We start from the raw sequence: 26,229 nt of genomic DNA, 5'->3' as shown, positions 1-26,229 counted from the left end.
TTGATGTGAGCTGTTTCACGTAGCTGAAGTCTGCGGCCTGACACTATAGCGCTATTACGCGCCCGTCGCGTCTTTCAGCCTTTGTGGAACCGCTGCATGATAACGATTCGTGATGTCGCCCGACTGGCGGGAGTTTCTGTTGCCACCGTGTCGCGCGTGCTCAATAACAGCAGTGCCGTCACCTCTGATACCCGCGACGCCGTGCTGCAGGCGGTGGAATCGCTGGGCTATCGTCCGAACGCCAACGCACAGGCGCTCGCCACCCAGGTCAGCGACACGATTGGTGTCGTTGTCATGGATGTCTCCGATCCCTTTTTTGGCGCGCTGGTGAAAGCGGTGGATACCGTGGCGCAGCGGGTGCATAAGCATGTTCTCATCAGTAATTCCTGGCATCAGGAAGATAAAGAGCGGCACGCCATTGAGGTGCTGATCCGTCAGCGCTGCAATGCGCTGGTGGTACATGCGAAAACGCTTTCAGACGCTGAACTCACGCAGTTTATGGATCAGGTGCCGGGCATGGTGCTGGTTAACCGGGTGATCCGCGGCTACGAGCATCGCTGCGTCTGTCTCGACAATGTAACCGGTGCGCAGGTTGCCACCCGCATGCTGCTGCAGCAGGGGCATCAGCGTATCGGCTATCTCAGCTCCAGCCACCCGATTGAAGATGTGGCTCAGCGCCGCGATGGCTGGCTGCAGGCGCTGTCAGAGCAGGGTATCCAGCCGGCAGAGGCGTGGATCGCCCATGCTGAACCCGATATGCAGGGCGGTGAAGCCGCGATGGTGGAGCTGCTCGGGCGCAATTTGCATCTGACCGCCGTGTTTTCCTATAACGATGGCATGGCGGCTGGCGCCCTGACGGCGCTGAAAGATAACGGCATTCAGGTGCCGCAGCATTTTTCTGTCATCGGTTTTGATGACATTCCTATTTCCCGTTACACCGATCCCCAGCTGACAACCGTACGCTATCCCATTGTTTCTATGGCAAAACTGGCAACAGAGCTGGCGCTGAAAGGCGCAGCCGGTGAGCTGGATCCTCAGGCATCGCACTGCTTCATGCCTACGCTGGTGCGGCGTCACTCAGTGGCCCAGCGACAAATTGTGGAGTCGATCACTAATCCAGGCGATAGCGCCATGTAACCGTTTCCAATATGTGATTACATTCACAGTTAATTACCAGACCGCTCACTATGATGGCAGCGTCTTACCGGACTGAAACATCATGAAACGCCGGGTCACGCCTCTCCGGACAGGTTTCAGTAGCCGATTGAAATGGTTCACAACACTCTTCAGGAAGCGGTTACGTACAGGGAAGTCAGGATAGGGAGAGCGGTCCGGCCAATGCCTGCGCCTGCTCCAGAATGATAGCGTTTCAACCGACTGCGTTCGCTGCCCGCAGGCAGCAGGGCGCAATGAAATACCCTGCATAATTAAAACCGGAGATACCATGAATAAGAAGGTTTTCACGCTCACAGCACTGGTTGCCAGCATGATGTTTGGTGCAACTGCACACGCCGCCGATACCCGCATTGGCGTGACCATTTACAAATATGATGACAACTTCATGTCAATGGTGCGTAAGGATATCGAGAAAGAGGCGAAAACGCTGGGCGGCATTCAGCTGCTGATGAATGACTCGCAGAATGACCAGTCCAAACAGAACGATCAGATTGACGTGCTGATGGCCAAGGGCGTGAAAGCGCTGGCAATTAACCTGGTAGATCCGGCAGCGGCAGCGGTAGTCATCGACAAAGCAAAAGCCAATGACGTACCAATTGTGTTCTTCAACAAAGAGCCGAACGCCAAAGTGCTGGCCAGCTATCCGAAAGCCTATTATGTCGGTACAGACTCAAAAGAGTCAGGTATCAAACAGGGCGAGCTGATTGAGAAGCACTGGAAATCGACGCCAGCCTGGGATCTGAACAAAGATGGACAGATTCAGTTTGTCCTGCTGAAAGGCGAGCCAGGCCACCCGGATGCTGAAGCGCGTACCAAATATGTTATCGACACCCTGAACAAAGATGGCATCAAGACGCAGCAGCTGGCGATGGATACCGCAATGTGGGATACCGCTCAGGCGAAAGATAAAGTCGATGCGTGGCTCTCCGGTCCGAACGCTAACAAAATTGAAGTGATCATTGCCAACAATGATGCAATGGCAATGGGCGCGGTTGAAGCGCTGAAAGCACACAACAAATCAAGCATTCCGGTGTTTGGTGTTGATGCGCTGCCAGAAGCGCTGGCGCTGGTGAAATCGGGTGCGATGGCGGGTACCGTGCTGAACGATGCGGAAAACCAGGCGAAAGCCACGCTGGATATCGCGAAGAACCTGGCAGATGGCAAAGAGCCAACCGCGGGCACTAACTTCAAGATGGAAGATAAAGTGGTTCGCGTGCCTTATGTCGCCGTAGATAAAGAGAACCTCTCTCAGTTTGCGAAGTAATCTATTCCGGGCGCGGCAATTTGCCGCGCCTTATTGCATCTGCATACGCTTTTTTTAGCCAGGTAAATTATGGCCAGTGAGAATCCGACCACACAGCGTGAATATCTGCTGGAGATGACGAATGTCTCGAAATCATTTCCAGGGGTGAAAGCCTTAGATAATGTGAATTTGAAAGTGCGGCCGCACTCCGTCCATGCCTTAATGGGTGAAAACGGCGCCGGAAAATCGACATTGTTAAAGTGCTTATTTGGCATCTATAAAAAAGATACGGGGAGTATTCTTTTTCAGGGCCAGGAGATTGACTATAAAAGCTCCAAAGAAGCGCTGGAAAATGGCGTCTCAATGGTGCATCAGGAATTAAACCTCGTGCTGCAGCGCAGCGTGATGGATAATATGTGGCTGGGTCGCTACCCGCGTAAAGGGCCATTTGTCGATCAGGACAAAATGTATCGCGATACCAAAGCGATCTTTGATGAACTCGATATTGATATCGATCCGCGCGATAAAGTGGCAAATCTTTCTGTATCGCAGATGCAGATGATTGAAATTGCCAAAGCGTTCTCCTATGATGCCAAAATTGTCATTATGGATGAACCGACCTCTTCGCTGACGGAAAAAGAAGTTAACCACCTGTTTACTATTATTCGTAAACTAAAAGATCGCGGCTGCGGTATTGTCTATATCTCGCATAAGATGGAAGAGATCTTTCAGCTGTGCGACGAGATCACCATTCTGCGCGACGGACAGTGGATCGCCACTCAGTCGCTGGAAGGGCTGGATATGGATAAGATCATCGCCATGATGGTGGGCCGTTCGCTTAATCAGCGCTTTCCGGATAAGAGCAACGTGCCGGGCGAGGTGATTCTGGAGGTCCGCAACCTCACTTCACTGCGTCAGCCCTCGATTCGCGATATCTCATTTGACCTGCATAAAGGGGAGATCCTCGGTATCGCCGGGCTGGTGGGTGCCAAGCGTACCGATATCGTTGAGACGCTGTTTGGCATTCGCGAGAAGTCGGGCGGAACTATCCGGCTGCACGGCAAAGCGATCAACAACCACAGTGCAAACGAAGCGATTAACCACGGTTTTGCGCTGGTGACAGAAGAGCGTCGCTCCACCGGGATCTACGCCTATCTCGATATCGGCTTTAACTCGCTTATCTCCAATATTAAAAAATATAAATCCAGTATCGGCCTGCTTGATAATAAGCGTATGAAGAGCGATACCCAGTGGGTTATTGACTCGATGCGGGTAAAAACGCCAGGTCACCATACGCAGATTGGCTCGCTTTCAGGCGGTAACCAGCAGAAGGTCATTATTGGCCGCTGGCTGCTGACCCAGCCGGAAATATTAATGCTTGATGAACCTACGCGCGGTATTGACGTAGGGGCTAAATTTGAAATTTATCAGCTGATTTCAGAACTGGCCAAAAAAGAGAAGGGCATTATTATTATCTCCTCAGAAATGCCAGAGCTGCTGGGTATAACCGATCGTATTCTGGTAATGAGTAACGGTCAGGTAGCCGGTATTGTCGATACAAAAACGACCTCGCAGAATGAAATCCTGCGTTTAGCGTCATTACACCTTTAATGAAGCAAGGGCTTTAAAATGAAAGCGACTACTAAAAAGAATGCGCTAACCTGGTTAAAAGAGGGCGGTATTTACGTCGTCCTGTTTGTTCTGCTGGCGATTATTATTTTCCAGGATCCGACGTTTTTAAGTTTAATGAACCTGAGTAACATCCTGACGCAATCGTCGGTGCGTATTATTATCGCGCTGGGCGTGGCCGGGCTGATTGTGACTCAGGGTACTGACCTCTCCGCCGGGCGGCAGGTTGGCCTGGCGGCGGTAGTGGCGGCGACGCTGCTGCAGTCGATGGATAACGCGAACAAGGTTTTCCCGCATCTGGAAACCATGCCGATTCCGCTGGTTATTCTGGTAGTGTGCATTATCGGCGGCGTGATTGGCCTGGTAAACGGCGTGATCATCGCATACCTCAAGGTAACGCCGTTTATTACCACGCTGGGTACGATGATCATCGTGTATGGTATTAACTCCCTCTACTACGATTTTGTCGGTGCCTCGCCGATCGCCGGCTTTGACGCGGGCTTCTCCACCTTTACCCAGGGTTTCCTGCGCTTTGGTGACTTTAAGCTCTCGTTTATCACCTTTTACGCCATTATCGCTATCGTGTTTGTCTGGATCCTGTGGAATAAAACCCGCTTCGGTAAAAACATTTTTGCGATTGGCGGTAACCCGGAAGCGGCAAAAGTTTCAGGCGTTAACGTGCCGTTCAACCTGATTCTGGTCTATGCCCTGTCAGGTGTGTTCTATGCGTTTGGCGGTCTGCTGGAAGCGGGCCGTATTGGTAGCGCCACCAACAACCTCGGCTTTATGTATGAGCTGGATGCGATTGCCGCCTGCGTGGTGGGCGGCGTCTCCTTCGCCGGCGGTGTGGGTACGGTCGCAGGCGTCGTGACCGGGGTAATTATCTTTACCGTAATCAACTACGGCCTGACTTACATCGGCGTGAACCCTTACTGGCAATACATCATCAAGGGCGGCATCATTATCTTCGCCGTGGCGCTGGATTCACTGAAATACTCGCGCAAGAAATAAGCGTGAAGTAACGGAAAAAGGCTGCGCTGGCGCAGCCTTTTTTTATGGCTGCCGGCCGCAGCAAAGGCTACTTACGCAGCTTCTCTTCCAGCTCCAGCAGCTGTTCAGGCGTGACCGCCGGATAGCTCTGCGCATCTTCCGGCACCGTATGCACTGCCGGAATCGGCACCAGCGGTCCGAGAAAACGCGGCTCGCGCTTCATCAGATAGAGATCGGCCATCGCGCCCAGCCGGGCACCGACTTCGCGCGCGCGCACCGACAGCATATTTTTCGGCGAGGGTACGGCATAGCACTGTGCCTGAATGCCAAGGTGCAGCGCAATGTAGAGCGCCCGCTCGCAGTGAAAGCGCTGAGTGATAATAATGAAGTCGTTGGTGTCAAACACCTTGCGCGTGCGCACAATGGAGTCGAGCGTGCGAAAACCGGCATAATCCAGCACGATATCGGCTGGATCGACGCCAGCTTTAATCAGATCGCGTCGCATGGTGGCGGGCTCGTTATAGCTCTGCTGGGCGTTGTCGCCGCTCAACAGCAGGTAGTTAACTTTGCCGCTGTTATAAGCGTTGAGCGCGCCCTGCATGCGATAGAGGTAATACTGATTAATGACGCCGGCACGATAATATTTCGCGGTGCCCAGTACCACGCCAACCTGACGATGCGGCAGCGAGGCGACATCTTCATAGATAAACGGCGCGGTTTTCCAGCTGATCCAGCGATCAAGGCCGAGCGCGGTCGCCACCATCGCTAAGATGATGATGATCAGAGCAAAGAAAACGCGTTTCAGCATGCGCGCGGCAACTCAACAGGCAGGATCCAGGGTGCTTCAAGGCTACTTGAGCCGGGGCGGCTAAGCAAGCTCACCCCGGCTGGCTGATGTTTTTTTCGGCAGTGCCGGATCGAAATCCGGCGCTGAGGCGATCAGATAGAGGTACGGCGGTAGTGGCGATACTGCGGCAGCCAGAAGTTGTTGTGAACCGCTTTAGAGAGCACATCCTCCGACGTTACCACGGCAACGCCAGCCAGCTGTGCCGCTTTGCCCACTTCCATCGCAATCAGTTTAGAGACGCCCTGAATATCTTTGATCTCCGGCAGGACCGGACCTTCACCGTCGTTAACCAGCGGCGAGCAGTCAGCCAGCGCGCGGCTGGCGGTCATCAGCATGGAATCGGTCACGCGCGTTGCGCCCGCGGCAATCACGCCGAGTCCGATGCCCGGGAAGATATAGGAGTTGTTGCACTGGGCAATCGGATAGGTTTTGCCTTTCCAGGTCACCGGTGAGAACGGGCTGCCGGTGGCAACCAGCGCGGCACCGTCGGTCCAGGCGATGATATCCGCCGGCGTCGCTTCCACGCGTGACGTCGGGTTAGAGAGCGGCATCACGATAGGGCGTTTGCAGTGCTTATGCATCTCGCGAATGATCTCTTCGGTAAACAGGCCTGGCTGGCCCGATACGCCGATCAGAATATCGGGCTGCGCGTTGCGCACCACATCCAGCAGCGAAATCGTGTCGCTGGTGACGTCCCAGGCTTTCAGATTGTCACTTTTCTGCACCAGCCTGCTCTGGAAGTCGAGCAGGTTTGGCAGCTTGTCGGTGAGCAGACCAAAGCGGTCAACCATCATGACGCGCGAACGCGCTTCATCATCGCTCAGTCCTTCAGATTTCATCTGCGCAACGATCTGTTCAGCGATACCACAGCCTGCAGAACCGGCGCCGAGGAAGACCACTTTCTGCTCGCACAGGCGGCTGCCTGCGGCGCGGCTGGCGGCAATCAGGGTACCAACGGTAACGGCTGCGGTGCCCTGAATATCGTCGTTGAAGCAGCAGATTTCATCGCGATAGCGCTGCAGCAGCGGCATAGCGTTTTTCTGTGCAAAATCTTCGAACTGCAGCAGGACGTTTGGCCAGCGACGTTTCACCGCCTGAATAAATTCATTCACAAACGACTCATACTCTTCGCCGCTAATGCGCGGATGACGCCAGCCCATATAGAGCGGGTCGTTGAGCAGCTGCGGGTTATTGGTTCCGACATCCAGCACCACCGGCAGGGTATAAGCCGGACTGATGCCGCCGCAGGCGGTATAGAGCGACAGTTTACCAATCGGAATACCCATGCCGCCGATGCCGAGGTCGCCCAGGCCCAGAATGCGCTCGCCATCCGTGACCACAATAACCTTCACATTCTGCTTGGTGGCGTTCTGCAGCATGTCTTCGATGCGATCGCGATTGTTGTAGGAGATAAATACGCCGCGCGCGCGACGGTAAATTTCGGAGAAGTGCTCGCATGCCGCGCCCACGGTCGGGGTGTAGATAATCGGCATCATCTCTTCCAGATGATTATCCAGCAGGCGGTAGAACAGGGTTTCGTTGGTATCCTGGATATTGCGCAGATAGACGTGCTTGTCGTTGTTGTTTTTGAAATCCAGGAACTGACGCCAGGCGCGTTCCGCCTGCTCTTCAATAGTCTCAACCGCATCCGGCAGCAGGCCATTAAGATTAAATTCGTTTCGCTCTTCCAGAGAGAAGGCGCTGCCTTTATTCAGCAGCGGAAATTCCAGCAGAATCGGACCCGCATAGGGGATATAGAGCGGGCGTTTACTTTCGTACTCGAGTTCCATGCAATGTTTGCTCCGGTTGCAGTGTTTGCTGACGTATCGCTACGAAAAGGTCACGCCAGATCTGATTATTGTGAAGGTCTGGCGCCCGATCCTATGAAAATTCCGGCAGATGTACAGCTTTTGTTAACAGCAGGTCACAAAAGCGGTAAAAGGATCACTAAACGGATGTTTTTGAAACTAAAGTAATCGTCAGCTCACGGCAGCCGAGCGCGGCCAGCGTCGCCCGCGTGGCGTCCGCCTGCGTCAGCGTACCCTCTGCAGACTCGGCCAGCGCCGCGCGGCGAATAGTTTCCAGCGGTTCATGATGCATATTCATCAGGATCAGCGCGGCCTGCAGCGGCGGCAGGCTCGGGTTGAAGGCGGCATTCTCCGCATAGCGGCCGCTGTAAATGGCGCCGCTGTGGCTCTCCAGTGCCACGCCGCTGTAGCTGAAGCTATAAGGCGCGTGGCTCTGGCTGGCAGCCCGGATTGCCGCCTGCTGCAGCGCATCGCCGGCAGGAGCAAAGGCATGGTCAACCGGCGTCATCAGCCGTTCGGTAATATTGAGGTCGGCAGGACCAAATGCATCGGGCAGGTAGTGGGCCAGCGTGTTCACGTCACGGCCCGGCAGACTGATACGGATCGCCGTACCGCTGTTCAGCTCATTCATAAACTGACGGCAGTGGCCACACGGCGTGTAGTTTACGGTGATGGCCGCCAGCGCCGTTTCACCGCGCAGCCAGGCGTGGGTAATCGCGCTCTGCTCAGCGTGTACCGTCTGCTGCATCGTGGCGCCGCGAAACTCCATATTTGCCCCAAAATACCAGTGGCCGCTGACGCCACGCGCGATAGCGCCAACGTTAAAGCGCGAGAGCGGCGCAACCGCACAGCAGGCGGCGAGCGGCAGGAGCGCCAGCGCCAGCGCATCCTCTTCCAGTCCGGTGACCTGCTGCAGCTGTATCAACTCGTCAGGGCGGAGCACGCCGTGAAAATCGGGCGCGTCCAGCAGCGGCTGCAGCGCCTGCTGCAGGGCAGCCGGCAGGTCGGAGAAAGCGGAAGAGAATCGTGGGTGCATGGTGTCAGGCCTCATTAACTCATCAGCGGCGGGGCGCCGCCTGCTGAGTTATATGTGATCCATGTCGCTATGACAATGCAAGCTCATTGAGTTGTTTCAACTTTGCGAGATCTCTCGCAAACTTTCAGCCAAACCACGCCAGCAGCAGCGGAAAGATAAACGGTGCCAGTAAAGAGGTAATGATGCCGCAGATCACCAGCGCCAGTGAACTGAACGCCCCTTCCTGATAGTCGATTTCCGCCGCGCGCGCCGTGCCCAGCGCATGTGACGCGTTGCCAATCGCCAGGCCGCGCGATGCTTTGCTGCGAATGCGCAGGAGGTTCAGCAGCATGTGCCCGAATACGGCACCAAATACGCCCGCGATCAGCACGCAGATAGCGCTGATGGCCGGAATACCGTGCAGTGAGGCAGAGACCGCCATCGCAATCGGGGTGGTGACTGACTTGGGCAGGAGCGTCGCGGCGATCTCCGGTGTGGCGCCCAGCCACAGCGCCATCGCCGTGCCGGATACCATGGCGGTCAGGCTGCCAATAAAGCAGACGCTGATGATGGTTTTCCAGCGTGCGCGGATCTGATGCATCTGCTCATAAAGCGGCAGCGCTAAGGCCACGACCGCCGGTTGCAGCAGCTGATTCAGCAGTGCGCTGCCGGCAAAATAGCGCGTATAGGGGGTATGCGTGAGCAGCAGCAGCGGGATAATGATGGCCATAGCTACCAGCAGCGGATTAATCAGCGAGATTTTGAGCTTTGCCGCCAGTCGGCGCGCCACAAAATAAGCAGCCAGCGTCAGCGGCAGGGACCACCAGGCGTCACTCATGCGGCTGCTCCGGTTTCGGGCGCTGCAGGCGTTCAGCGCTAAAACCTACCACCACCAGCACCATCAGCGTACTGGTGAGGCAGGAGACCACGATCGGCCCAAACTGCGCGGAAAGTACATCGGTATAGCTGATGACGCCGACGCTTATCGGTACAAACAGCAGCGCCATATAGCGGATCAGCAGATGGCAGCCGGGCTTTACCCAGCGGACCGGCAGAATTTGCAGCCCCAGTAGTAAAAACAGCAGCAGCATACCGATAATACTGCCGGGAATAGTAAAGGGAAGCAGGGCGGCGAGCGCGATACCGGCATAGAGCGCGGCATAGATAATCATAAAGGCGCGCAGATAGCGCCAGCAGGCAGTTAACACGTCAGACATCTCCGGCTTCGGTCATCTGTTTTACATCATACGCATTACGCGCTTAGCGTGCCAGACGTCACAAAAGCCGGCGCTGAACCAGAAACTCATAAAAAGGGCGCCCGGGTCCTCTGCGGTTTGCAGACGATGCCCGGAGCCGCAGTCAGAAGCGATAGCTGACGCTGATGGCCGCCTGAGTATCAGACCAGCCGTTATCACCCACCTGCTGACCAATAGTGCCTTTCAGGCCGAGACCACCGCCCAGCGCACCGTCCACGCCCACGCGCGCTTCGGCAATATTGCGACTGCCCTGTTGTGAGACCACTACATCATCCATGCGCACCGCGTATTCACGACTGTTGTGGATCCAGTTGGCTTCGGTGAACAGGCTGAAGCGGCGGTCGTTGCGATCGTCCTGCGCAGCATGGCTCTTCATAAAGGCTTTAACCCCCAGGCTGCTGCTGACGTTATCCTGACCGCTGCCTTGCACCAGTGTGCCGTTGCGCTCGGTATGGTCATCAGCCTTAATACCGGACCAGCCGATGCGCGCCTGCGGCTGCAGATAGAAAGCACGACGCTCGCTCTGCGCCAGCGGAATGACATAGCCGGAAGAGAGCGAGGCATTAAGCCCTTTTGAGCGATAAGATTCACCCGCTTCATCCTCACCCTCTACCTGATTGTTAAACCAGCTGTACTGCAGTGTGCTGTCTGCCCACAGGCCTTTTTCATCGGTCCCTTTGGCAAACCAGGTACCATATATACCAGTGGTATAGCCATTGATCTGGCCGCGGGCGCGGTAGCCTGTGATCCCGGATGCAGTACTGCTTTTGCTGTTGCCATAGCCCGCCATCAGGCCGACGCGGGCAGTGTCAGTAGCGGCAATATCGCCGCCGAGCAGGGTCACTACGCTGTTGGCTCGGGTACGTAGCTGGCCGTCACCGGCGTGCTGACGATTATGATCGCCGGAGACGTGCAGCCAGAGTGACGTGTACTGCTGTTCGCCGGTCAGCGGATCAAGGTACCAGGTGCCCTGACGATCGCTCATACGGGTATCGAACAGCGTGGATGCAGTGGCGAGGTTAGCAGCATAAGCGCCGCCTTCCGGGCGCAGTACTGCCACGCTTTCCCCGCCGCCGTTATTACCGCTACTGCCGTTATCACCGCCGCCGCCGTTATCACCGCCGCTGCCGTTATCACCGCCGCTGCCGTTATCACCGCCGCTGCCGTTGTCACCGCCGTCACCGCCACCGCCGCCGATAATCGGCAGGCCCGTTTCCAGATTAACGCGATTGGTCAGATACCAGTTTTTATTACCGCGCAGCAGGCGGTATTCATAGGCGCCCGCTACAATGCGTCCCTGCTGACGGAACGCGCTGCTGTCGGCGCTGCCCTGCACTTCAATCAGCTCAATGCCGTTATAGGTTTGCGCGCCGCGTCCGCCAAGGTTATTCACGACGATATTGGTGGTACCGCTGGCATCGCCGGTGACCACCAGCCGATCGGTACGGGCATTGTCATCATCAAGCTCGGTGCCGAATATCAGAGTGCCGTCGTTACCGGTGTAGTTGCCATCGACAGTAAGGACATTACCGGCAGCGGCGCCGGCAAGCCGGATAGTACCGGCATTGGTGGTGTCGCCCAGCGTCTGACGGTAGCCGTTCAGATCCATTTCACCGTTGCTGCCAATATTCCAGGTGGAGGCTGTGCTAAAGGTATTGTCTGCACCTGCCCGCAGAGTCCCCCCCGTTACGGTAGTGCTCCCTGAGTAGCTATTGAGGCCAGAGAGTGTCGTTACCCCGGATGTCACCACGACATCCCCTGCACCGGTTACAGGCGAAGCAAAATTATAATTCGCATTGGTGTGGTTAAAATTCACCAGCGCGCGCGAGGTGGGTGAGGAGGCGAGCGTAATCTCCCTGGCATTGACGCGCCCGGCGCTATCAGCAACATAACCATTAATGTTGCCGACAGAGAGCATTGAGGGCGCAGTGGTGCTATTACCGCTTATCAAAAGGCTATCAGCTGCCAGCGTAGCCCCGCTCTGTACCAGTACTATGCCGGTACTCGCCAGCTGTCTGGCCACCGTTAGCGTGGTGCCATTGCCGTTCAGTAACAGGTTACCGCTATTACTTACGCTGCCTGTCAACGCGGTTGCGTCGTTCAGAATTTGTAATGTTCGAAGGTTAGTAAGCTGATTAGTGACCCGCAGAGCAGTATTATTACCACTGACGCTAAACACCGGGCCATTATTATATACCGTACCAGCTGTAACACTGGCACCGTCGGTAAACCGAATCTGACCGTTATTATTACTGAGCGTATCAGCACTGAGCGTTGCGCCTGACGCAACGGCCACCGTTCCCCGGTTAACCAGCCCGTTTAACACATTCAGTGTGACACCACGCCCGGTAACGGTCAGTGCGCCGCGGCCATCATAGCCATTCGCGATATTAACCCGGGTGCCGGCAGTCGCACCCTGAACAATAACCTTACCGCCATTATTCGTTATTGATCCAATCTGCTGGCTGTAACCATTGGTATCCAGCGTGCCTTTAGAGCGAATTTCAAATGTGGCATTCTGACCCAGTGCATTCGGCGCGCCAGCAAGCAGCGTCGCATAGTTTTGTGTCCAGCCATTATCGATCAGGTAGGAGCCTGAGAAGTTACCGCTCTTTGCCAGCGTAGTGGTACCTTCTCTGACATAAATTTCTCCCTCTCCTGCTGTATTACTGAGAAGGCTGGCTTTAAAAATATAGTTATTACTGTTGTGTACAAAGAAGATATCTGATCTATCCGCCAGCGTCAGAGATGAAGCAGAGACTGCCCCGGGCGCGATAGCATTTCCAGTGACATTACTATTGCCAATCACCAGAGTGGACGCCGGGCGCAGTAAAACGCTGTTTGCACTTAGCGCTGCACCGTCGCTGACGCCAATCGACGCATTGGTATCTGTTGTCAGCGTGCCGAGCGTTGCGCGCGTACCGGCTCCGGACAGTACCAGATCTCCTTCACCTGCAAACCTCAGACTGTTAGCCGTAAGCTGGCTGCCGCTGGTGATAAACATACCGCCAACGCCAGGCAATGTTTCAGTTGCAGTTATGTCGTTGCGGGCATCAATCCAGTCAGCACCGTTAGCGGGCGGGGATGACGTAGTGCCCGTAACGTTACCCTGATAGGTAATGGTGGCAAATACGGTGCCTGAGCCAGATAATGCTCCGGCTATAGCGAGCGCCAGCGCAGAGGGGTTAAACAGTTTGTGGCTCATGATTCCGGGTCCTGTAATGTTGGTACATTATGAGTTGCGGCCTGAGCCGGTGTGTCTTGCTACGAGAATTAACGCTGCTGGTGGGAAAGCTAAAAGTATAGCAGGCAATAAATTAGCTAAAGCGCTGCATCATTTTAAAATAAAAACAGCATTTTGAGATGGGATTATTATTTTTTGCACATACAGCTAAGTTTTTTGTATAAAGGATGCTTGGTTTTCGGTACGACAGATATATATTTACTCTGCTTTTAAGGCAGATAATTAGTATGTCATAATAAAACAGAATAGTTATATGATTTGATCTCCAGAAATAATCTTGTATTTGCAAGGCAGTTCACAGGTTTATGCTATAACTGGCGTTAGCGCTAAAAGGGTGTTCTGAGGTTGCGTTGCAAAAATCGATTATCTGGCTGTATCGCGTTGTCTGAATAATGGCACTAAAAAAAGCCCTCTCAAAGGAGAGGGCTGAAAGGCGATTACTTAACCGGCATGCCGGGCTGTGCGCCGCTGTCCACCGAGAGCACAAACAGATCGCTGCCGCCAGAGCCGGCTGAGAGCACCATCCCTTCCGATACGCCAAAGCGCATCTTACGCGGTGCCAGGTTGGCCACGATAATGGTCATCTTGCCCACCAGTACCGAAGGATCGGGGTAGGCAGCACGAATGCCGGAGAAGATCTGACGCTTCTCACCGCCGAGATCGAGCTGCAGGCGCAGCAGCTTGTCTGAACCCTCAACCAGTTCCGCCTGCTCAATCAGCGCCACGCGCATATCGACTTTGGCGAAATCATCAATGGTGATGGTGTCGCCAATCGGCGCGTCAGCGAGCGGGCCGCTTACGGCAGGCTGACTGGCTGCCGCCGCATCCTCTTTCGATGCCTCAATCAGCGCCTCCACTTTTGCCATCTCAATGCGGCCATAGAGCGCTTTGAACGGTGCCACGCTGTGATTCAGCAGCGGCTGCGCGATGCCATCCCAGCTCAGTTCGCTCTGCAGAAACGCCTCAGCACGCTCGCTCAGCGACGGCAGTACCGGCTTCAGCCAGGTCATCAGCACGCGGAACAGGTTGATGCCCATTGAGCAGATCGCCTGCAGATCAGCGTCGCGGCCTTCCTGTTTCGCCACCACCCACGGTGCCTGCTCATCAACATAGCGGTTCGCCAGATCGGCCAGCGTCATGATCTCACGGATAGCGCGGTTATATTCACGGTTCGCCCACGCCTCGCCAATCTTCTCTGATGCGGCCACAAAGGTCTGATACAGCGCCGGATCGGCGAGTTCAGCGGCCAGCTCGCCGTTAAAGCGTTTGGTGATAAAACCAGCGTTGCGCGAAGCCAGGTTAACGACTTTGTTCACTACGTCAGCGTTAACGCGCTGCACGAAATCTTCCAGATTCAGGTCGATATCATCAATGCGCGAAGAGAGCTTGGCCGCGTAGTAGTAGCGCAGGCTGTCGGCATCAAGATGCTTCAGCCAGGTGCTGGCTTTGATAAAGGTGCCGCGCGATTTTGACATCTTCGCGCCGTTTACCGTGACATAGCCATGCACAAACAGGTTGGTCGGCTTGCGGAAACCGCTGCCTTCCAGCATTGCCGGCCAGAACAGGCTGTGGAAATAGACGATATCTTTACCGATAAAGTGATAAAGCTCGGTCGCGGAATCTTTCTGCCAGAATTCGCTGAAGTCGATATCGCCGCGCTTGTCGCACAGGTTCCTGAACGAGCCCATGTAGCCGATTGGCGCATCCAGCCAGACGTAGAAATATTTGCCCGGCGCGTCCGGGATCTCAAAGCCAAAGTAGGGCGCATCGCGGGAGATATCCCACTGCTGCAGTCCCGACTCAAACCACTCCTGCATCTTATTGGCGACCTGCTCCTGCAGCGCGCCGGAACGCGTCCACGCCTGCAGCATCTCGCTGAACGCCGGCAGATCAAAGAAGAAGTGCTCGGAGTCACGCAGTACCGGCGTAGCACCGGATACCACCGACTTTGGCTCAATCAGCTCGGTCGGGCTGTAGGTGGCGCTGCACACTTCGCAGTTATCGCCATACTGATCGGCCGCTTTACATTTCGGGCAGGTGCCTTTCACAAAGCGATCGGGCAGGAACATCCCTTTTTCCGGATCGTAGAGCTGCGAAATGGTGCGCTTCTTAATAAAGCCATTTTCATTCAGGCGCGTGTAGATCACCTCAGCCAGCTGACGATTCTCATCGGCATGCGTTGAGTGATAGTTGTCATAGCTGATATTAAAGCCGGCGAAGTCAGTTTCATGCTCCTGCTTCATATCGGCGATCATCTGCTCCGGCGTAACGCCCAGCTGCTGTGCTTTCAGCATAATCGGCGTGCCGTGCGCATCGTCTGCGCAGATGAAGTAAACCTGGTTGCCACGCATTCGCTGGTAACGGACCCATACATCAGCCTGGATGTGTTCCAGCATGTGACCAAGATGGATAGAGCCGTTTGCGTACGGCAGGGCGCACGTTACCAGTAATTTTTTAGCGACTTGAGTCATGATTTGCGTAGCTTTCCGTTAATGAAAAATCGGGGTTAGATGTTAACCGAAGCACCCTCTGGCGTAAACACAGGAGGCGCGTCGCGCTCTTTTTCGCGCTGCTCTGATATGATTGACCTTATACCGCTACATTCTGGCGTCATGATGAAATAAGGAGAGGGGATGAGCACACAATCCCGGGATTATCATTCACCTGAAGCGTTGCGTGCCGTGGTCAGCGGCGTGCTGAGCGCATTTACGCACCCCACGCTGCAGCAGAATCTCACTACGCTGAAAGCGCTGCGGCACGTGGCGCTGCTGGATGAAAAACTGCATATCGAGCTGGTTATGCCGTTTATCTGGCGCAGCGCGTTTGAGGATCTCAAAGCGCAGGTCAGCGCGGAGCTGCTGCGGCTGACGCAGGCGCGCGCCATCGACTGGCGTCTGCGTCACGATATCGCCACCCTGAAGCGGGTAAAAAATCAGCCGGGCGTGAACGGCGTGAAAAATATCATTGCGGTCAGCTCCGGCAAAGGCGGCGTCGGCAAGTCGAGTACGGCGGTTAACATGGCGCTGGCGCTGGCCGCCGAAGGGGCGCGCGTGGGGCTGCTGGATGCGGATATTTACGGTCCCTCCATTCCGAATATGCTGGGAACGGAAGCGGAGCGTCCGACATCGCCTGACGGCACGCACATGGCACCGATTATGGCGCACGGGCTCGCGACCAACTCAATTGGCTATCTGGTTACGGACGATAATGCGATGGTGTGGCGCGGACCGATGGCGAGCAAGGCGCTGCTGCAGCTGCTCAACGAGACGCTGTGGCCCGACCTCGACTATCTGGTTCTCGATATGCCGCCCGGCACCGGCGATATCCAGCTGACGCTGGCGCAGAGCGTACCCGTCACCGGCGCCGTGGTGGTGACCACCCCGCAGGATATCGCGCTGCTGGACGCGCGCAAAGGCATCGTGATGTTTGAAAAAGTAGCGGTGCCGGTGCTGGGAGTGGTGGAGAACATGAGCATGCATATCTGCAGTGAGTGTGGCCATCATGAGCCTGTTTTCGGCACCGGCGGGGCTGAGCGGCTGGTGCAGGATTACCACACCCGCCTGCTGGCACAGCTGCCGCTGCATATTCACCTGCGGGAGGATCTGGATGACGGGACGCCTACGGTGATCCGCCGGCCAGAGAGCGACTTTACCGCCCTCTATCGCCAGCTGGCGGGGCGCGTAGCCGCTCAGCTTTACTGGCAGGGTGAGGTGATCCCGGGCGATATCGCCTTCCGGGCGATGTAGCTCACGCCGTTTCGCTGGCGCGTCCCGCCAGCGGATAGTGCATCAGCACATAGGTACCCTGTTCGCCTTCGCCGCTGGCGACGCGCTGCCAGCCGTGATGCTGGTAGAACGCCAGCGCGGCCCGGTTCGCAGCCAGACATTTCAGCGCGCCGGTTGAGGTAAAGCGTGCTGTAACCTGCTGCAGCAGCGCGCTGCCCACACCCTGACCCTGATACGCCGGGTCAACATAGAGGCTGTGCAGAAAATTGTCGTTATCGAGAATGCCGGCAAAACCCGCGCGTTCGCCGCCGATCTCCGCTACCAGCACCGTTTCACCCAGGATCACCGCATCAAAATCCTCCAGCTGCCACGCATCACCGTTAAGCCACGTCCAGCTGTGCCGGCGCGCGGCGAGAAACAGCGTGCGCAGAAACGGGCGATCGCTCTCCTGAAAAGGTCGGATATTCACGTGCGGGGTCTCCTGAATCGCAAGCATCGCTTATGGCACGCGGTCATGCGTGCCAGCCTGTAAAAAAAATAGCAGTTTAGCCGCATTCTGAGAAAGCCTGTTATCGCCGCCGCTTTTCTGTGTAGAATGCCGCGGCAAGCCGCACCGGATCTGGTCTCGCTGCATTGATAGCTTTTGTTTATCTGATTGATAACGTCTGCGTATTAGCACCTGGCCTGAAAAAACTGTAGCCTGCATCACATCTTTTTAACGGAGGTCACTATGTCAATCATTAACACCAAAATTAAACCGTTCAAAAACGCAGCGTTCAAAAACGGCGAATTCATCGACGTAACCGAGAAAGACGTTGAAGGTAAATGGAGTGTTTTCTTCTTCTACCCGGCTGACTTCACCTTCGTATGCCCGACCGAACTGGGTGACGTTGCAGACCACTACGAAGAGTTCCAGAAACTGGGCGTAGATATCTACTCCGTTTCTACTGACACGCACTTTACCCACAAAGCCTGGCACGGTTCTTCCGAGACCATCGGTAAGATTCAGTATGCCATGATCGGCGATCCAACCGGCGCGCTGACCCGCAACTTTGAAATTATGCGTGAGGCAGAAGGTCTGGCCGATCGCGGTACGTTCATCGTTGACCCGGAAGGCATCATCCAGGCGATCGAAATCACTGCTGAAGGTATTGGCCGCGATGCCTCTGACCTGCTGCGTAAAGTGAAAGCTGCACAGTACGTGGCTTCTCACCCAGGCGAAGTTTGCCCGGCTAAATGGAAAGAGGGCGACGCCACGCTGGCTCCGTCACTGGACCTGGTCGGTAAAATCTAAGTTACCTGACGCCATTCGGTCTCTTTTTTATCGGGTGCTGCGGCACCCGATTTTCTTCACAGGAACTCACTATGCTCGACACCAATTTAAAAACCCAGCTTAAGGCTTACCTTGAGAAACTAACGAAACCGGTTGAGTTGATTGCTACCCTGGATGAGGGCACCAAATCTGCTGAGATCCGTACGCTGTTAGCAGATATTGCCGCGCTCTCTGACAAAGTCAGCTTCCGTGAAGAGAACGATCGTCCGGTACGCAAACCGTCGTTTCTGATCACCAACCCAGGCAGCCAGAGCGGTCCGCGCTTTGCCGGCTCGCCGATGGGTCATGAATTTACGTCACTGGTGCTGGCGCTACTCCAGACCGGTGGACACCCCTCTAAAGAGGCGCAGAGTCTGCTGGATCAGGTGATGTCACTTGATACCGATCTGCACTTTGAAACCTACTACTCGCTCTCCTGCCATAACTGCCCGGATGTGGTGCAGGCGCTGAACCTGATGGCGGTACTGAATCCGCGTATCAGCCACACCGCCATTGATGGTGGCGTGTTCCAGAATGAAATTACCGAGCGCAACGTCATGGGCGTGCCGGCCGTCTATCTGAACGGCAAAGAGTTTGGACAGGGCCGCATGAGCCTGGCCGAAATCGTCGGAAAAGTTGATACCAACGCTGACAAGCGTGCGGCAGAAGAGCTGAATAAGCGTGATGCTTATGAAGTCCTGATTATCGGCAGCGGTCCGGCAGGCGCCGCAGCGGCTATCTACTCCGCGCGTAAAGGTATTCGCACCGGCCTGATGGGCGAGCGTTTTGGTGGTCAGGTACTGGATACGGTAGATATTGAAAACTACATCTCTGTACCAAAAACAGAAGGGGCGAAGCTGGCGGGTTCACTGCGCGCGCACGTCGATGATTACGCGGTAGATGTGATTGACACACAGAGCGCTATTAAACTGATTCCCGCCGCGCAGGAAGGGGGATTGCACGCCATTGAAACCGCTTCCGGCGCGGTGCTGAAATCACGCAGCATCATCATCGCCACCGGCGCGCGCTGGCGCAACATGGGCGTACCGGGCGAAGATCAGTATCGCACCAAAGGCGTGACCTATTGCCCGCACTGCGACGGCCCGCTGTTTAAAGGCAAGCGTACCGCGGTTATCGGCGGCGGTAACTCCGGCGTGGAAGCGGCCATCGATCTGGCCGGTATTGTTGAGCACGTTACGCTGCTGGAGTTTGCCGGCGAAATGCGCGCTGACAAAGTGCTGCAGGATAAACTGCGCAGCCTGAAAAACGTCGACGTGATCCTTAACGCCCAGACCACCGAAGTTAAAGGCGACGGCAGCAAAGTCACCGGGCTGGCGTATCTGGATCGCACCACCCAGACCACGCACGAGCTGGCGCTGAGCGGCATCTTTGTTCAGATTGGTCTGCTGCCTAATACCGGCTTCCTTGAAGGCGCAGTAGAGCGCAACCGCATGGGTGAAGTGATTATCGATGCGAAGTGCGAAACCAGCCTGAAAGGCGTATTTGCCGCCGGCGACTGCACCACGGTGCCGTATAAGCAGATTATCATCGCCAGCGGCGAGGGCGCTAAAGCGTCACTCAGCGCCTTTGATTATCTGATCCGCACCCAGCCAGCACAGTAAATCTCGCTGTCCGGCCCGCGCCCCGCACCTTGCTGCGGGGCTTTTTTTTGCGCTAAATCAGCCGAGCCAGCGGCGCGCTTCGCTATCGCTGAGGTCGCGGTAGTAGAGCTTATGCAGCTGCACACCACAGCTGCGACAGCGCGCGGTGATAAAGGTAGCCTGACAGTAACGTCCGGCAGGATTCAGGACGCCGTGGCGGCTGATGGTAATCTGATGCCAGCGGTGAGCGTGCGGAATAAGATGGCGCAGCAGGTTAAGCATGGTGATATCCGGCAGGGTGATCCGGCAGCAGATTAAGCATGCTGCCGCGTTGTCGCGGCTTGCGCTGTATCAATAAACCGGTCACTCCAGCGGTCTGTCTGCTTCTGCTACCGCGCAGATCAAGCTTTCTGCTCTCTGCGGCTTGCTTCGTGCGATCGCTTCCCCTAAGCTGCCGGTGTGTCGTAACAGACACCATGACTCGGGGTGCCCTTCTTTGTGAAGGCTGAGAAATACCCGTATTACCTGATCTGGATAATGCCAGCGTAGGGAAGTCAGATGCCTGCGCGCATTCGCCTTCCTGTACGCCTGACAGGAGCGCTATGATGACCCACCCTTCCTCTGTTTTACCGCGCGGCTTGCCCCGTATAAATGCCCTGACCATTGCCGGCACCGATCCCAGCGGCGGCGCGGGCATTCAGGCCGATCTCAAAACCTTTTCTGCGCTCAGCGCCTACGGCACCAGCGTTATTACCGCGCTGGTGGCGCAAAACACCTGTGGCGTACAGTCGGTCTGTTACATTTCACCGGCGTTTGTCGCCGCCCAGCTGGATTCGGTGCTGAGCGATATCCGTATCGATACGGCAAAAATCGGCATGCTGGCAGAGAGCGCTATTGTGGCGGTGGTGGCAGAGAAACTGGCGCGTGCGCGGCTGCCGTTTGTGGTGCTGGATACGGTAATGATTGCCAAAAGCGGCGATGCGCTGCTGGCGCCAGAGGCGGTGGCGGCGATGCGTGAGCGACTGCTGCCGCAGGTTTCGCTGATCACGCCTAATCTGCCGGAAGCCGCGGCGCTGCTGGAAACAACACCTGCCCGCGATGAGCGCACCATGCAGCAGCAGGGGGAGGGGCTGCTCGATCTCGGCTGTGCCGCGGTGCTGATGAAAGGGGGACATCTGGAGGATGCGGAAAGCCCGGACTGGCTGATTACCCGCAGCGGACGTTTCCGCTTTACGGCCCCGCGCGTAGCGACGCGCCATACTCACGGCACCGGCTGTACCCTCTCGGCGGCGCTGGCAGCGCTGCGGCCGCGTCATGAGAGCTGGGCTGATACGGTGACGGCGGCAAAAGGCTGGCTGCAGCAGGCGCTACTGCAGGCCGATTCGCTGGAGGCAGGAAAGGGCATCGGGCCGGTGCACCACTTTCATCACTGGTGGTAGGGCGGATAACACGCAGGCATAAAAAAAGCAGCCTTACAGGCTGCTTTTTTTAAGAATCTGGCTCCTCTGACTGGACTCGAACCAGTGACATACGGATTAACAGTCCGCCGTTCTACCGACTGAACTACAGAGGAATTGTGTGGAACGGGGCGCATAATATCGGGCAGCCTGCTGCGTGTCAAAGCCCTTTTGCAAAATTTTTACTGACTGCTGAATAAACCGCCACTGCCTGACTTAATGTGAGGAATATCACCAAAGTACTGCAAAATTACAGCGGGATTTGTTGATTTTGTCGTGTGCTCCACATCAATGATCACAGATATTTCATTTCGCCATTGTGGCGCTAAAAAATGAAACATATATTCCGCGAAACCTCCTCCACTTTTCACGGGTGCAGCATGAACAGAGTCAGAATCGGAATGATCGGCAGCGGATATATCGGGCGGTGTCACGCTATCGCCTATGCGCAGGCGCCCACGGTGTTTGCCCTGAAAGGTGAGATCGTGCGGGAGATGCTGGCTGAAGTCGATCCGGCACTGGCGGCAAAGCAGGCGGCCACGTTTGGCTTCGCCCGCTCCACCGGCGACTGGCGCGAGCTGGTCAGCGATCCGCAGATCGACGTTGTCGATATCTGCGCGCCCAACTTCCTGCATAAAGAGATGGCGCTGGAGGCGATCCGCCACGGCAAACATGTCTACTCGGAAAAGCCGCTGTCGCTGAGCGTGGCGGATGCAGAGGAGATGGTGCAGGCGGCAGAGCGGGCGGGTGTAAAAACGCTGGTGGGTTTTAATTACATGAAAAATCCGACCAGCCAGCTGGCGCGGGAGATCATAGCGCGCGGCGAGATTGGTGAAGTGGTGCACTTTTACGGCACGCATAATGAAGATTACCTCGCCAGCCCGCAGACGCCGCTGGACTGGCACTGTCAGAAAAAACTGGCAGGGCTGGGCGCACTCGGCGATCTGGCCGCGCACATCGTCAATATGGCGCACTATCTGGTGGGCGACATTGAGGAGGTCAGTGGCGACATGATGACGGTAATCGCGCAGCGCCCCGACCCTAAAAATCCTGCGCGTCTGCTGCCGGTAGAGAATGAGGATCAGGCCAGCGCGCTGCTGCGCTTCAGCAATGGCGCGCACGGCGTGATTGAGACTTCACGTATTGCCTGTGGCAGCAAGATGGGGCTGACCTATGTGGTCACCGGCACCCGGGGTACGCTGCGCTATACCCAGGAGCGTATGGCCGAGCTGGCGCTCTATATCCACGACGAACCAGCCGGACGGCAGGGCTTTAAAACACTGCTCACCGGACCGGCGCATCCCGACTACGCCAGCTTCTGCGTCTCCGCCGGGCACGGTATCGGGTTTAACGATCAGAAAACCGTGGAGATCCGCGATCTGATCAACGGCATTGCGGCAGGCGATCGCATGTGGCCAGACTTTGCCGAAGGGTTACAGGTACAGAAAGTGCTGGAAGCCATCGCAGTTTCGGCGGCTGAGCGGCGCTGGATGAAGGTGTAACGCGGGAGGTTAAGCCGTTTGCCGGGCAAACCACCGGGTGCGTATCAAAGCGCACCCGGCGATGCCTGCGCCGTCAGGCCAGCAGCGCGCACTGGGGCGGCAGGCGACAGCTGAGCGCGCCTGGCAGCACGTCGATAGTAAACTCGCTGCCGCTCAGCGGCTCACCGTCCAGATTAAACGTCATCTCATGCGGCGAACGAATAGTCAGCGAGTTGAGCTGAGCCGACACAATATTGGGGTTCTCATCATCGCGCGTCAGCGAATGCAGCAGCGTTGGCAGTAGCTCCTGCGCGGTAACGATGCTGAGGTTAAGCTGACCATCGTTGATCAGCGCATCGGGGCAGAGGCGCTGTCCGCCACCCGCCTGGCGACCGTTACCGATACCGATTACCAGCGCATCACCCTGCCAGCTGAAGCCAGGCCCGCTGATTTCACAGCTGTCAGGTTTCAGCGCATCCACGCGCATCAGGCCGTGAATAAAGTAGGAGACGCCACCCAGCGCGGATTTCAGTTTCTCCGGCGTTTCGGTGGTAATACGCGTACCAAAGCCGCCGGTCGCCATATTGATAAAGTAGCGGTCGCCATTCACCCGCGCCAGATCGATAGCGGTGGCTTTGCCCACCACGGCAAGGCGCAGCGCCGGCTCCATCTCCGCCGGAATGCCCACGCTGGTGGCAAAATCGTTGGCGGTGCCGAGCGGCAGAATGCCGAGTACCGGACGTGAGGCCTCGGGTATAGCGGCCAGCGCGGTGGCAATCTCATTTATGGTGCCGTCGCCGCCGCCTGCAACAACGGTTTCCGCCTGCAGAGCAACCGCTTCCTGTACATAGCGATCGCCATCACCTTTTTCCCAGGTGACGCGCACGGCCAGATTAAAGCCCTCTTCGCGCAGCCTATTAACGGCCGCGCGCAGATCTTCATTGCCGGCGCCTTTTCCATTCAGGATCAGCAGCGTGAGCGGTGTAGTGTGCATCTTCAGTTCCTTGAAACGTGAGACAGGGATGTGGTTATAGCATAGCTGCGGCGGGAACTTTATCGGCAGGCGCTGAAAAAAGAAAACCCGCGCGGGGGAGCCGGGCGGGTAAATGAGGTGGTTCCTGGTCGTGCACGCTGGATATTGTTACTCATTAGCAGCAGGCGGGATTCTAAAGCGCGGCGCTGTAACCGTCTGTGATCCTGTTCTAACTTCGCCGCCTTTTTTTCATTTTGTGCGATTTTTGCCGTGCGGATCGCTGGTAGTATTGCCTTCAGTGAGGTTGCGCAGCAGCAGCGCAAAGCGGAGATCCACCTCTGCCGGCACCGGGATCCAGACCCGATGACCGTCGCCAGGAGCGACGGTGACCGCCTCGCCGCGATCGTTTTCCATCGCCTCCAGCGTGCAGGTCAGGTTGCCCTGCGGCGTCATGATCTCTGCCACATCGCCCTGCAGGAATTTGTTTTTCACCGCAATCTGCGCCCGGTCGCCGCGCCGCTCGCCGGTAAATTCGCCCACAAACTGCTGACGTTCAGAAACGGAAAAGCCCTGCTCATAGTTCTGGTAGCTGTCGTGGGTGTGACGCCGCAGGAAACCCTCGGTATAGCCACGATGCGCCAGACCTTCCAGCGTGGCGAGCAGTGAGGTATCAAAAGGTTTACCCGCTGCGGCGTCGTCAATCGCACGGCGATAGACCTGTGCGGTGCGCGCGCAGTAGTAGAACGATTTGGTACGCCCTTCAATTTTCAGCGAATGAATGCCCATTGCGCTCAGCCGTTCCACATGCGCCACCGCACGCAAATCTTTTGAGTTCATGATGTAGGTACCGTGCTCATCTTCAAACGCGCTCATCACCTCGCCCGGTTTCATCTTCTCTTCCAGCAGAAACAACCGGTCGGTTGGCGCGTTGTGGCCGGGCACGGGAGCCTGCTGCTCTGCCGGTTCATGGATACCGGTAATATTGCCGACCTCATCCTGCTGGCCTTCTGAGACCTTATACGACCAGCGGCAGGCGTTGGTACAGGTGCCCTGGTTTGGATCGCGCTTGTTGAGATAGCCGGAGAGCAGGCAGCGACCAGAGTAGGCCATGCAGAGCGCGCCGTGGACAAAAATCTCCAGCTCCATCTCCGGCACCTGCGTGCGGATCTCCGCAATCTCCTCCAGCGACAGCTCGCGTGACAGAATGACGCGCGTCAGCCCCATCTGCTGCCAGAATTTCACCGTGGCCCAGTTGACGGCGTTGGCCTGCACGGAAAGGTGGATCGGCATCGCCGGAAACGCCTCGCGCACCAGCATAATCAGTCCCGGATCGGACATGATCAGCGCGTCGGGCTGCATCGCCACCACCGGTGTAAGGTCGCGAATAAAGGTTTTCAGTTTGGCGTTATGCGGCGCGATATTGACCACCACATAGAACTTTTTACCCAGCGCGTGCGCTTCGGCGATCCCCTGTGCCAGATTGTCATGCGTAAATTCATTATTGCGGACGCGCAGACTATAGCGCGGCTGGCCGGCATAAACGGCGTCAGCGCCGTAGGCAAAGGCGTAGCGCATATTTTTCAGCGTTCCCGCCGGGGAGAGCAGTTCAGGTTTAAACATGGAAGACTCACTGATGTCAGGTCAGCTGACCATCGCGGATGGCCATAGCAGAAGCCGCGGCGTGCGGCTCTGCAAAAGAGGCGGAAATTGTAGGCAGGGTGCGGAGTGAAGTAAATTGATCGGGATCAATAACAGGCTATGCCAGCCGGCACATATCCGCTTCCCAGCGATAGCCAATGCCATATACCGCACGAATAAACGGCTGATCGGCATCCAGCGCCTCAAGCTTGCGGCGCAGATTCTTGATATGGCTGTCTATGGTACGGTCAGTTACCACGCGGTAATCATCATAAAGCTGATTGAGCAGCTGCTCGCGGGAAAAGACTTTGCCTGGCTCCAGCGACAATGTTTTCAGCAGGCGGAACTCCGCCGGCGTCAGCTCCAGCGGCGCAGTACGCCAGCTGGCCTGAAAGCGGCCCTCATCAATCAGCAGCAGCGACGCCTGCTGCGTCTCTTCCGGCGATTTACGCGCGCGGCGCAGAATGGTTTTCACCCGCGCCACCACTTCGCGCGGGCTGAATGGCTTACAGATATAGTCATCCGCGCCGGTTTCCAGCCCCAGCAGGCGATCAATCTCTTCGGTACGGGCGGTGACCATAATAATCGGCAGATCGGAGTGGCGGCGTATCTCGCGGCACAGCGTCATGCCGTCGCAGCCTGGCAGCATCAGATCGAGCAGCATCAGCGCTGGCGTAGTGTGCTGCAGCCAGGCCTGTACCTCGCCGCCATTGGCAATATGGTGCGTGCGGTAGTTTGACGCCTGCAGATAATCGATCATCAGCTGCGCCAGTTTGGGTTCATCTTCAACAACAAGAATTAGTGGATCGCTATTTTCCGGGCTCATACGGGCTT

At 56.4% G+C, this 26,229-nt stretch carries 21 protein-coding genes, 1 tRNA gene and 1 riboswitch; of the genes, 9 read left to right on the top strand and 13 right to left on the bottom strand.

Features of this window, described 5'->3' with window-relative positions; genetic code table 11:
• Positions 1-96 precede the first annotated feature (96 nt).
• From galS to mglC, 4 genes are all read left to right on the top strand, one after another.
• Positions 97-1,137 (top strand): HTH-type transcriptional regulator GalS, encoded by a 1,041-nt coding sequence (gene galS / locus B4M48_RS12040; protein WP_039385437.1) that lies wholly within the window; start codon positions 97-99, stop codon positions 1,135-1,137.
• Between the two features lie 307 nt (positions 1,138-1,444).
• A complete protein-coding gene (gene mglB, locus B4M48_RS12035; protein ID WP_071668025.1) occupies positions 1,445-2,440 on the top strand; it encodes a galactose/glucose ABC transporter substrate-binding protein MglB in 996 nt (331 codons plus the stop codon).
• Between the two features lie 69 nt (positions 2,441-2,509).
• Positions 2,510-4,030, top strand: a complete 1,521-nt coding sequence (gene mglA, locus B4M48_RS12030; protein WP_071668024.1) for a galactose/methyl galactoside ABC transporter ATP-binding protein MglA — start codon at positions 2,510-2,512, stop codon at positions 4,028-4,030.
• Between the two features lie 18 nt (positions 4,031-4,048).
• Positions 4,049-5,059 (top strand): galactose/methyl galactoside ABC transporter permease MglC, encoded by a 1,011-nt coding sequence (gene mglC / locus B4M48_RS12025; protein ID WP_039385433.1) that lies wholly within the window; start codon positions 4,049-4,051, stop codon positions 5,057-5,059.
• Positions 5,060-5,126: 67 nt separating this feature from the next.
• Here mglC and sanA read toward each other — a convergent pair whose 3' ends face one another.
• From sanA to metG, 7 genes are all read right to left on the bottom strand, one after another.
• Positions 5,127-5,846, bottom strand: coding sequence for an outer membrane permeability protein SanA (sanA, locus tag B4M48_RS12020; protein WP_094111868.1), 720 nt, complete (start codon positions 5,844-5,846; stop codon positions 5,127-5,129).
• A 131-nt stretch (positions 5,847-5,977) separates the two neighbouring features.
• Positions 5,978-7,675, bottom strand: a complete 1,698-nt coding sequence (locus B4M48_RS12015) for an NAD-dependent malic enzyme (RefSeq protein ID WP_039385428.1) — start codon at positions 7,673-7,675, stop codon at positions 5,978-5,980.
• A 157-nt stretch (positions 7,676-7,832) separates the two neighbouring features.
• On the bottom strand, positions 7,833-8,729 hold the full coding sequence (gene cdd / locus B4M48_RS12010; protein ID WP_039386013.1) for a cytidine deaminase: 897 nt from the start codon (positions 8,727-8,729) through the stop codon (positions 7,833-7,835).
• Positions 8,730-8,853: 124 nt separating this feature from the next.
• Complete coding sequence (locus B4M48_RS12005; protein WP_039385427.1) at positions 8,854-9,546, bottom strand: CidB/LrgB family autolysis modulator; 693 nt, start codon at positions 9,544-9,546, stop codon at positions 8,854-8,856.
• On the bottom strand, positions 9,539-9,925 hold the full coding sequence (locus B4M48_RS12000; RefSeq protein ID WP_250341203.1) for a CidA/LrgA family protein: 387 nt from the start codon (positions 9,923-9,925) through the stop codon (positions 9,539-9,541). Before B4M48_RS12000 ends, B4M48_RS12005 begins: the two co-directional genes overlap by 8 nt.
• A 142-nt stretch (positions 9,926-10,067) precedes the next feature.
• Positions 10,068-13,169: an autotransporter outer membrane beta-barrel domain-containing protein gene (locus B4M48_RS11995; protein WP_250341204.1), complete on the bottom strand. Its 3,102-nt coding sequence runs from the start codon at positions 13,167-13,169 to the stop codon at positions 10,068-10,070.
• Positions 13,170-13,645: 476 nt separating this feature from the next.
• Positions 13,646-15,679 carry a methionine--tRNA ligase gene (metG, locus tag B4M48_RS11990; protein WP_071668020.1) on the bottom strand — a complete coding sequence of 678 codons (2,034 nt, stop codon included), beginning with the start codon at positions 15,677-15,679 and terminating at the stop codon, positions 13,646-13,648.
• A gap of 162 nt (positions 15,680-15,841) precedes the next feature.
• Here metG and apbC point away from each other — a divergent pair, with 162 nt between their 5' ends.
• Positions 15,842-16,954, top strand: coding sequence for an iron-sulfur cluster carrier protein ApbC (apbC, locus tag B4M48_RS11985; RefSeq protein ID WP_071668019.1), 1,113 nt, complete (start codon positions 15,842-15,844; stop codon positions 16,952-16,954).
• 1 nt (position 16,955) lies between these two features.
• Here apbC and B4M48_RS11980 read toward each other — a convergent pair whose 3' ends face one another.
• Entirely contained in the window at positions 16,956-17,402 is a 447-nt protein-coding gene (locus tag B4M48_RS11980) for a GNAT family N-acetyltransferase (protein ID WP_039386010.1), read from the bottom strand.
• Positions 17,403-17,663: 261 nt separating this feature from the next.
• On the opposite strand from B4M48_RS11980, the gene ahpC reads away from it, so the two are divergent.
• Both ahpC and ahpF read left to right on the top strand, forming a co-directional pair.
• Entirely contained in the window at positions 17,664-18,227 is a 564-nt protein-coding gene (gene ahpC / locus B4M48_RS11975) for an alkyl hydroperoxide reductase subunit C (protein ID WP_039385421.1), read from the top strand.
• 71 nt (positions 18,228-18,298) lie between these two features.
• Complete coding sequence (gene ahpF, locus B4M48_RS11970) at positions 18,299-19,867, top strand: alkyl hydroperoxide reductase subunit F (protein ID WP_071668018.1); 1,569 nt, start codon at positions 18,299-18,301, stop codon at positions 19,865-19,867.
• Positions 19,868-19,924: 57 nt separating this feature from the next.
• Here the strand turns inward: ahpF and B4M48_RS11965 are convergent, their stop codons facing one another.
• Positions 19,925-20,128, bottom strand: a complete 204-nt coding sequence (locus B4M48_RS11965) for a hypothetical protein (protein WP_104085202.1) — start codon at positions 20,126-20,128, stop codon at positions 19,925-19,927.
• A 190-nt stretch (positions 20,129-20,318) separates the two neighbouring features.
• Positions 20,319-20,415, top strand: a riboswitch (TPP riboswitch).
• A gap of 69 nt (positions 20,416-20,484) precedes the next feature.
• Here B4M48_RS11965 and thiD point away from each other — a divergent pair.
• Entirely contained in the window at positions 20,485-21,285 is an 801-nt protein-coding gene (thiD, locus tag B4M48_RS11960) for a bifunctional hydroxymethylpyrimidine kinase/phosphomethylpyrimidine kinase (RefSeq protein ID WP_039386007.1), read from the top strand.
• Positions 21,286-21,343: 58 nt separating this feature from the next.
• Here the strand turns inward: thiD and B4M48_RS11955 are convergent.
• A tRNA-Asn gene (locus tag B4M48_RS11955) sits at positions 21,344-21,419 on the bottom strand.
• Positions 21,420-21,683: 264 nt separating this feature from the next.
• Here B4M48_RS11955 and B4M48_RS11950 point away from each other — a divergent pair.
• On the top strand, positions 21,684-22,805 hold the full coding sequence (locus B4M48_RS11950; protein ID WP_039385417.1) for a Gfo/Idh/MocA family protein: 1,122 nt from the start codon (positions 21,684-21,686) through the stop codon (positions 22,803-22,805).
• A gap of 73 nt (positions 22,806-22,878) precedes the next feature.
• Here B4M48_RS11950 and yegS read toward each other — a convergent pair whose 3' ends face one another.
• From yegS to baeR, 3 genes are all read right to left on the bottom strand, one after another.
• Entirely contained in the window at positions 22,879-23,778 is a 900-nt protein-coding gene (gene yegS / locus B4M48_RS11945; RefSeq protein WP_039385416.1) for a lipid kinase YegS, read from the bottom strand.
• Positions 23,779-24,006: 228 nt separating this feature from the next.
• Positions 24,007-25,377: a tRNA 5-hydroxyuridine modification protein YegQ gene (yegQ, locus tag B4M48_RS11940; RefSeq protein ID WP_039385414.1), complete on the bottom strand. Its 1,371-nt coding sequence runs from the start codon at positions 25,375-25,377 to the stop codon at positions 24,007-24,009.
• Between the two features lie 136 nt (positions 25,378-25,513).
• Positions 25,514-26,221 (bottom strand): two-component system response regulator BaeR, encoded by a 708-nt coding sequence (baeR, locus tag B4M48_RS11935; RefSeq protein ID WP_039385412.1) that lies wholly within the window; start codon positions 26,219-26,221, stop codon positions 25,514-25,516.
• Between the last annotated feature and the right edge of the window lie 8 nt (positions 26,222-26,229).

The sequence above is a fragment of the Pantoea sp. UBA6567 genome (assembly GCF_002434165.1).
In the GTDB taxonomy this organism is placed as follows: domain Bacteria; phylum Pseudomonadota; class Gammaproteobacteria; order Enterobacterales; family Enterobacteriaceae; genus Pantoea; species Pantoea eucrina.
The sequence above is the reverse complement of the archived record's forward strand: the minus strand, read 5'-3'. Positions and strand labels throughout refer to the sequence as shown.

What these genes read in the sequence shown, in the direction of transcription:
- baeR (WP_039385412.1), bottom strand. Translation starts at nt 26,221, where the DNA reads ATGAGCCCGGAAAATAGCGATCCACTAATTCTTGTTGTTGAAGATGAA.
- B4M48_RS11950 (WP_039385417.1), top strand. Translation starts at nt 21,684, where the DNA reads ATGAACAGAGTCAGAATCGGAATGATCGGCAGCGGATATATCGGGCGG.
- apbC (WP_071668019.1), top strand. Translation starts at nt 15,842, where the DNA reads ATGAGCACACAATCCCGGGATTATCATTCACCTGAAGCGTTGCGTGCC.
- ahpC (WP_039385421.1), top strand. Translation starts at nt 17,664, where the DNA reads ATGTCAATCATTAACACCAAAATTAAACCGTTCAAAAACGCAGCGTTC.
- B4M48_RS12005 (WP_039385427.1), bottom strand. Translation starts at nt 9,546, where the DNA reads ATGAGTGACGCCTGGTGGTCCCTGCCGCTGACGCTGGCTGCTTATTTT.
- mglA (WP_071668024.1), top strand. Translation starts at nt 2,510, where the DNA reads ATGGCCAGTGAGAATCCGACCACACAGCGTGAATATCTGCTGGAGATG.
- galS (WP_039385437.1), top strand. Translation starts at nt 97, where the DNA reads ATGATAACGATTCGTGATGTCGCCCGACTGGCGGGAGTTTCTGTTGCC.
- yegS (WP_039385416.1), bottom strand. Translation starts at nt 23,778, where the DNA reads ATGCACACTACACCGCTCACGCTGCTGATCCTGAATGGAAAAGGCGCC.
- yegQ (WP_039385414.1), bottom strand. Translation starts at nt 25,377, where the DNA reads ATGTTTAAACCTGAACTGCTCTCCCCGGCGGGAACGCTGAAAAATATG.
- mglC (WP_039385433.1), top strand. Translation starts at nt 4,049, where the DNA reads ATGAAAGCGACTACTAAAAAGAATGCGCTAACCTGGTTAAAAGAGGGC.
- metG (WP_071668020.1), bottom strand. Translation starts at nt 15,679, where the DNA reads ATGACTCAAGTCGCTAAAAAATTACTGGTAACGTGCGCCCTGCCGTAC.
- B4M48_RS11965 (WP_104085202.1), bottom strand. Translation starts at nt 20,128, where the DNA reads ATGCTTAACCTGCTGCGCCATCTTATTCCGCACGCTCACCGCTGGCAT.
- B4M48_RS12015 (WP_039385428.1), bottom strand. Translation starts at nt 7,675, where the DNA reads ATGGAACTCGAGTACGAAAGTAAACGCCCGCTCTATATCCCCTATGCG.
- sanA (WP_094111868.1), bottom strand. Translation starts at nt 5,846, where the DNA reads ATGCTGAAACGCGTTTTCTTTGCTCTGATCATCATCATCTTAGCGATG.
- ahpF (WP_071668018.1), top strand. Translation starts at nt 18,299, where the DNA reads ATGCTCGACACCAATTTAAAAACCCAGCTTAAGGCTTACCTTGAGAAA.
- mglB (WP_071668025.1), top strand. Translation starts at nt 1,445, where the DNA reads ATGAATAAGAAGGTTTTCACGCTCACAGCACTGGTTGCCAGCATGATG.
- B4M48_RS11995 (WP_250341204.1), bottom strand. Translation starts at nt 13,169, where the DNA reads ATGAGCCACAAACTGTTTAACCCCTCTGCGCTGGCGCTCGCTATAGCC.
- cdd (WP_039386013.1), bottom strand. Translation starts at nt 8,729, where the DNA reads ATGCACCCACGATTCTCTTCCGCTTTCTCCGACCTGCCGGCTGCCCTG.
- B4M48_RS12000 (WP_250341203.1), bottom strand. Translation starts at nt 9,925, where the DNA reads ATGTCTGACGTGTTAACTGCCTGCTGGCGCTATCTGCGCGCCTTTATG.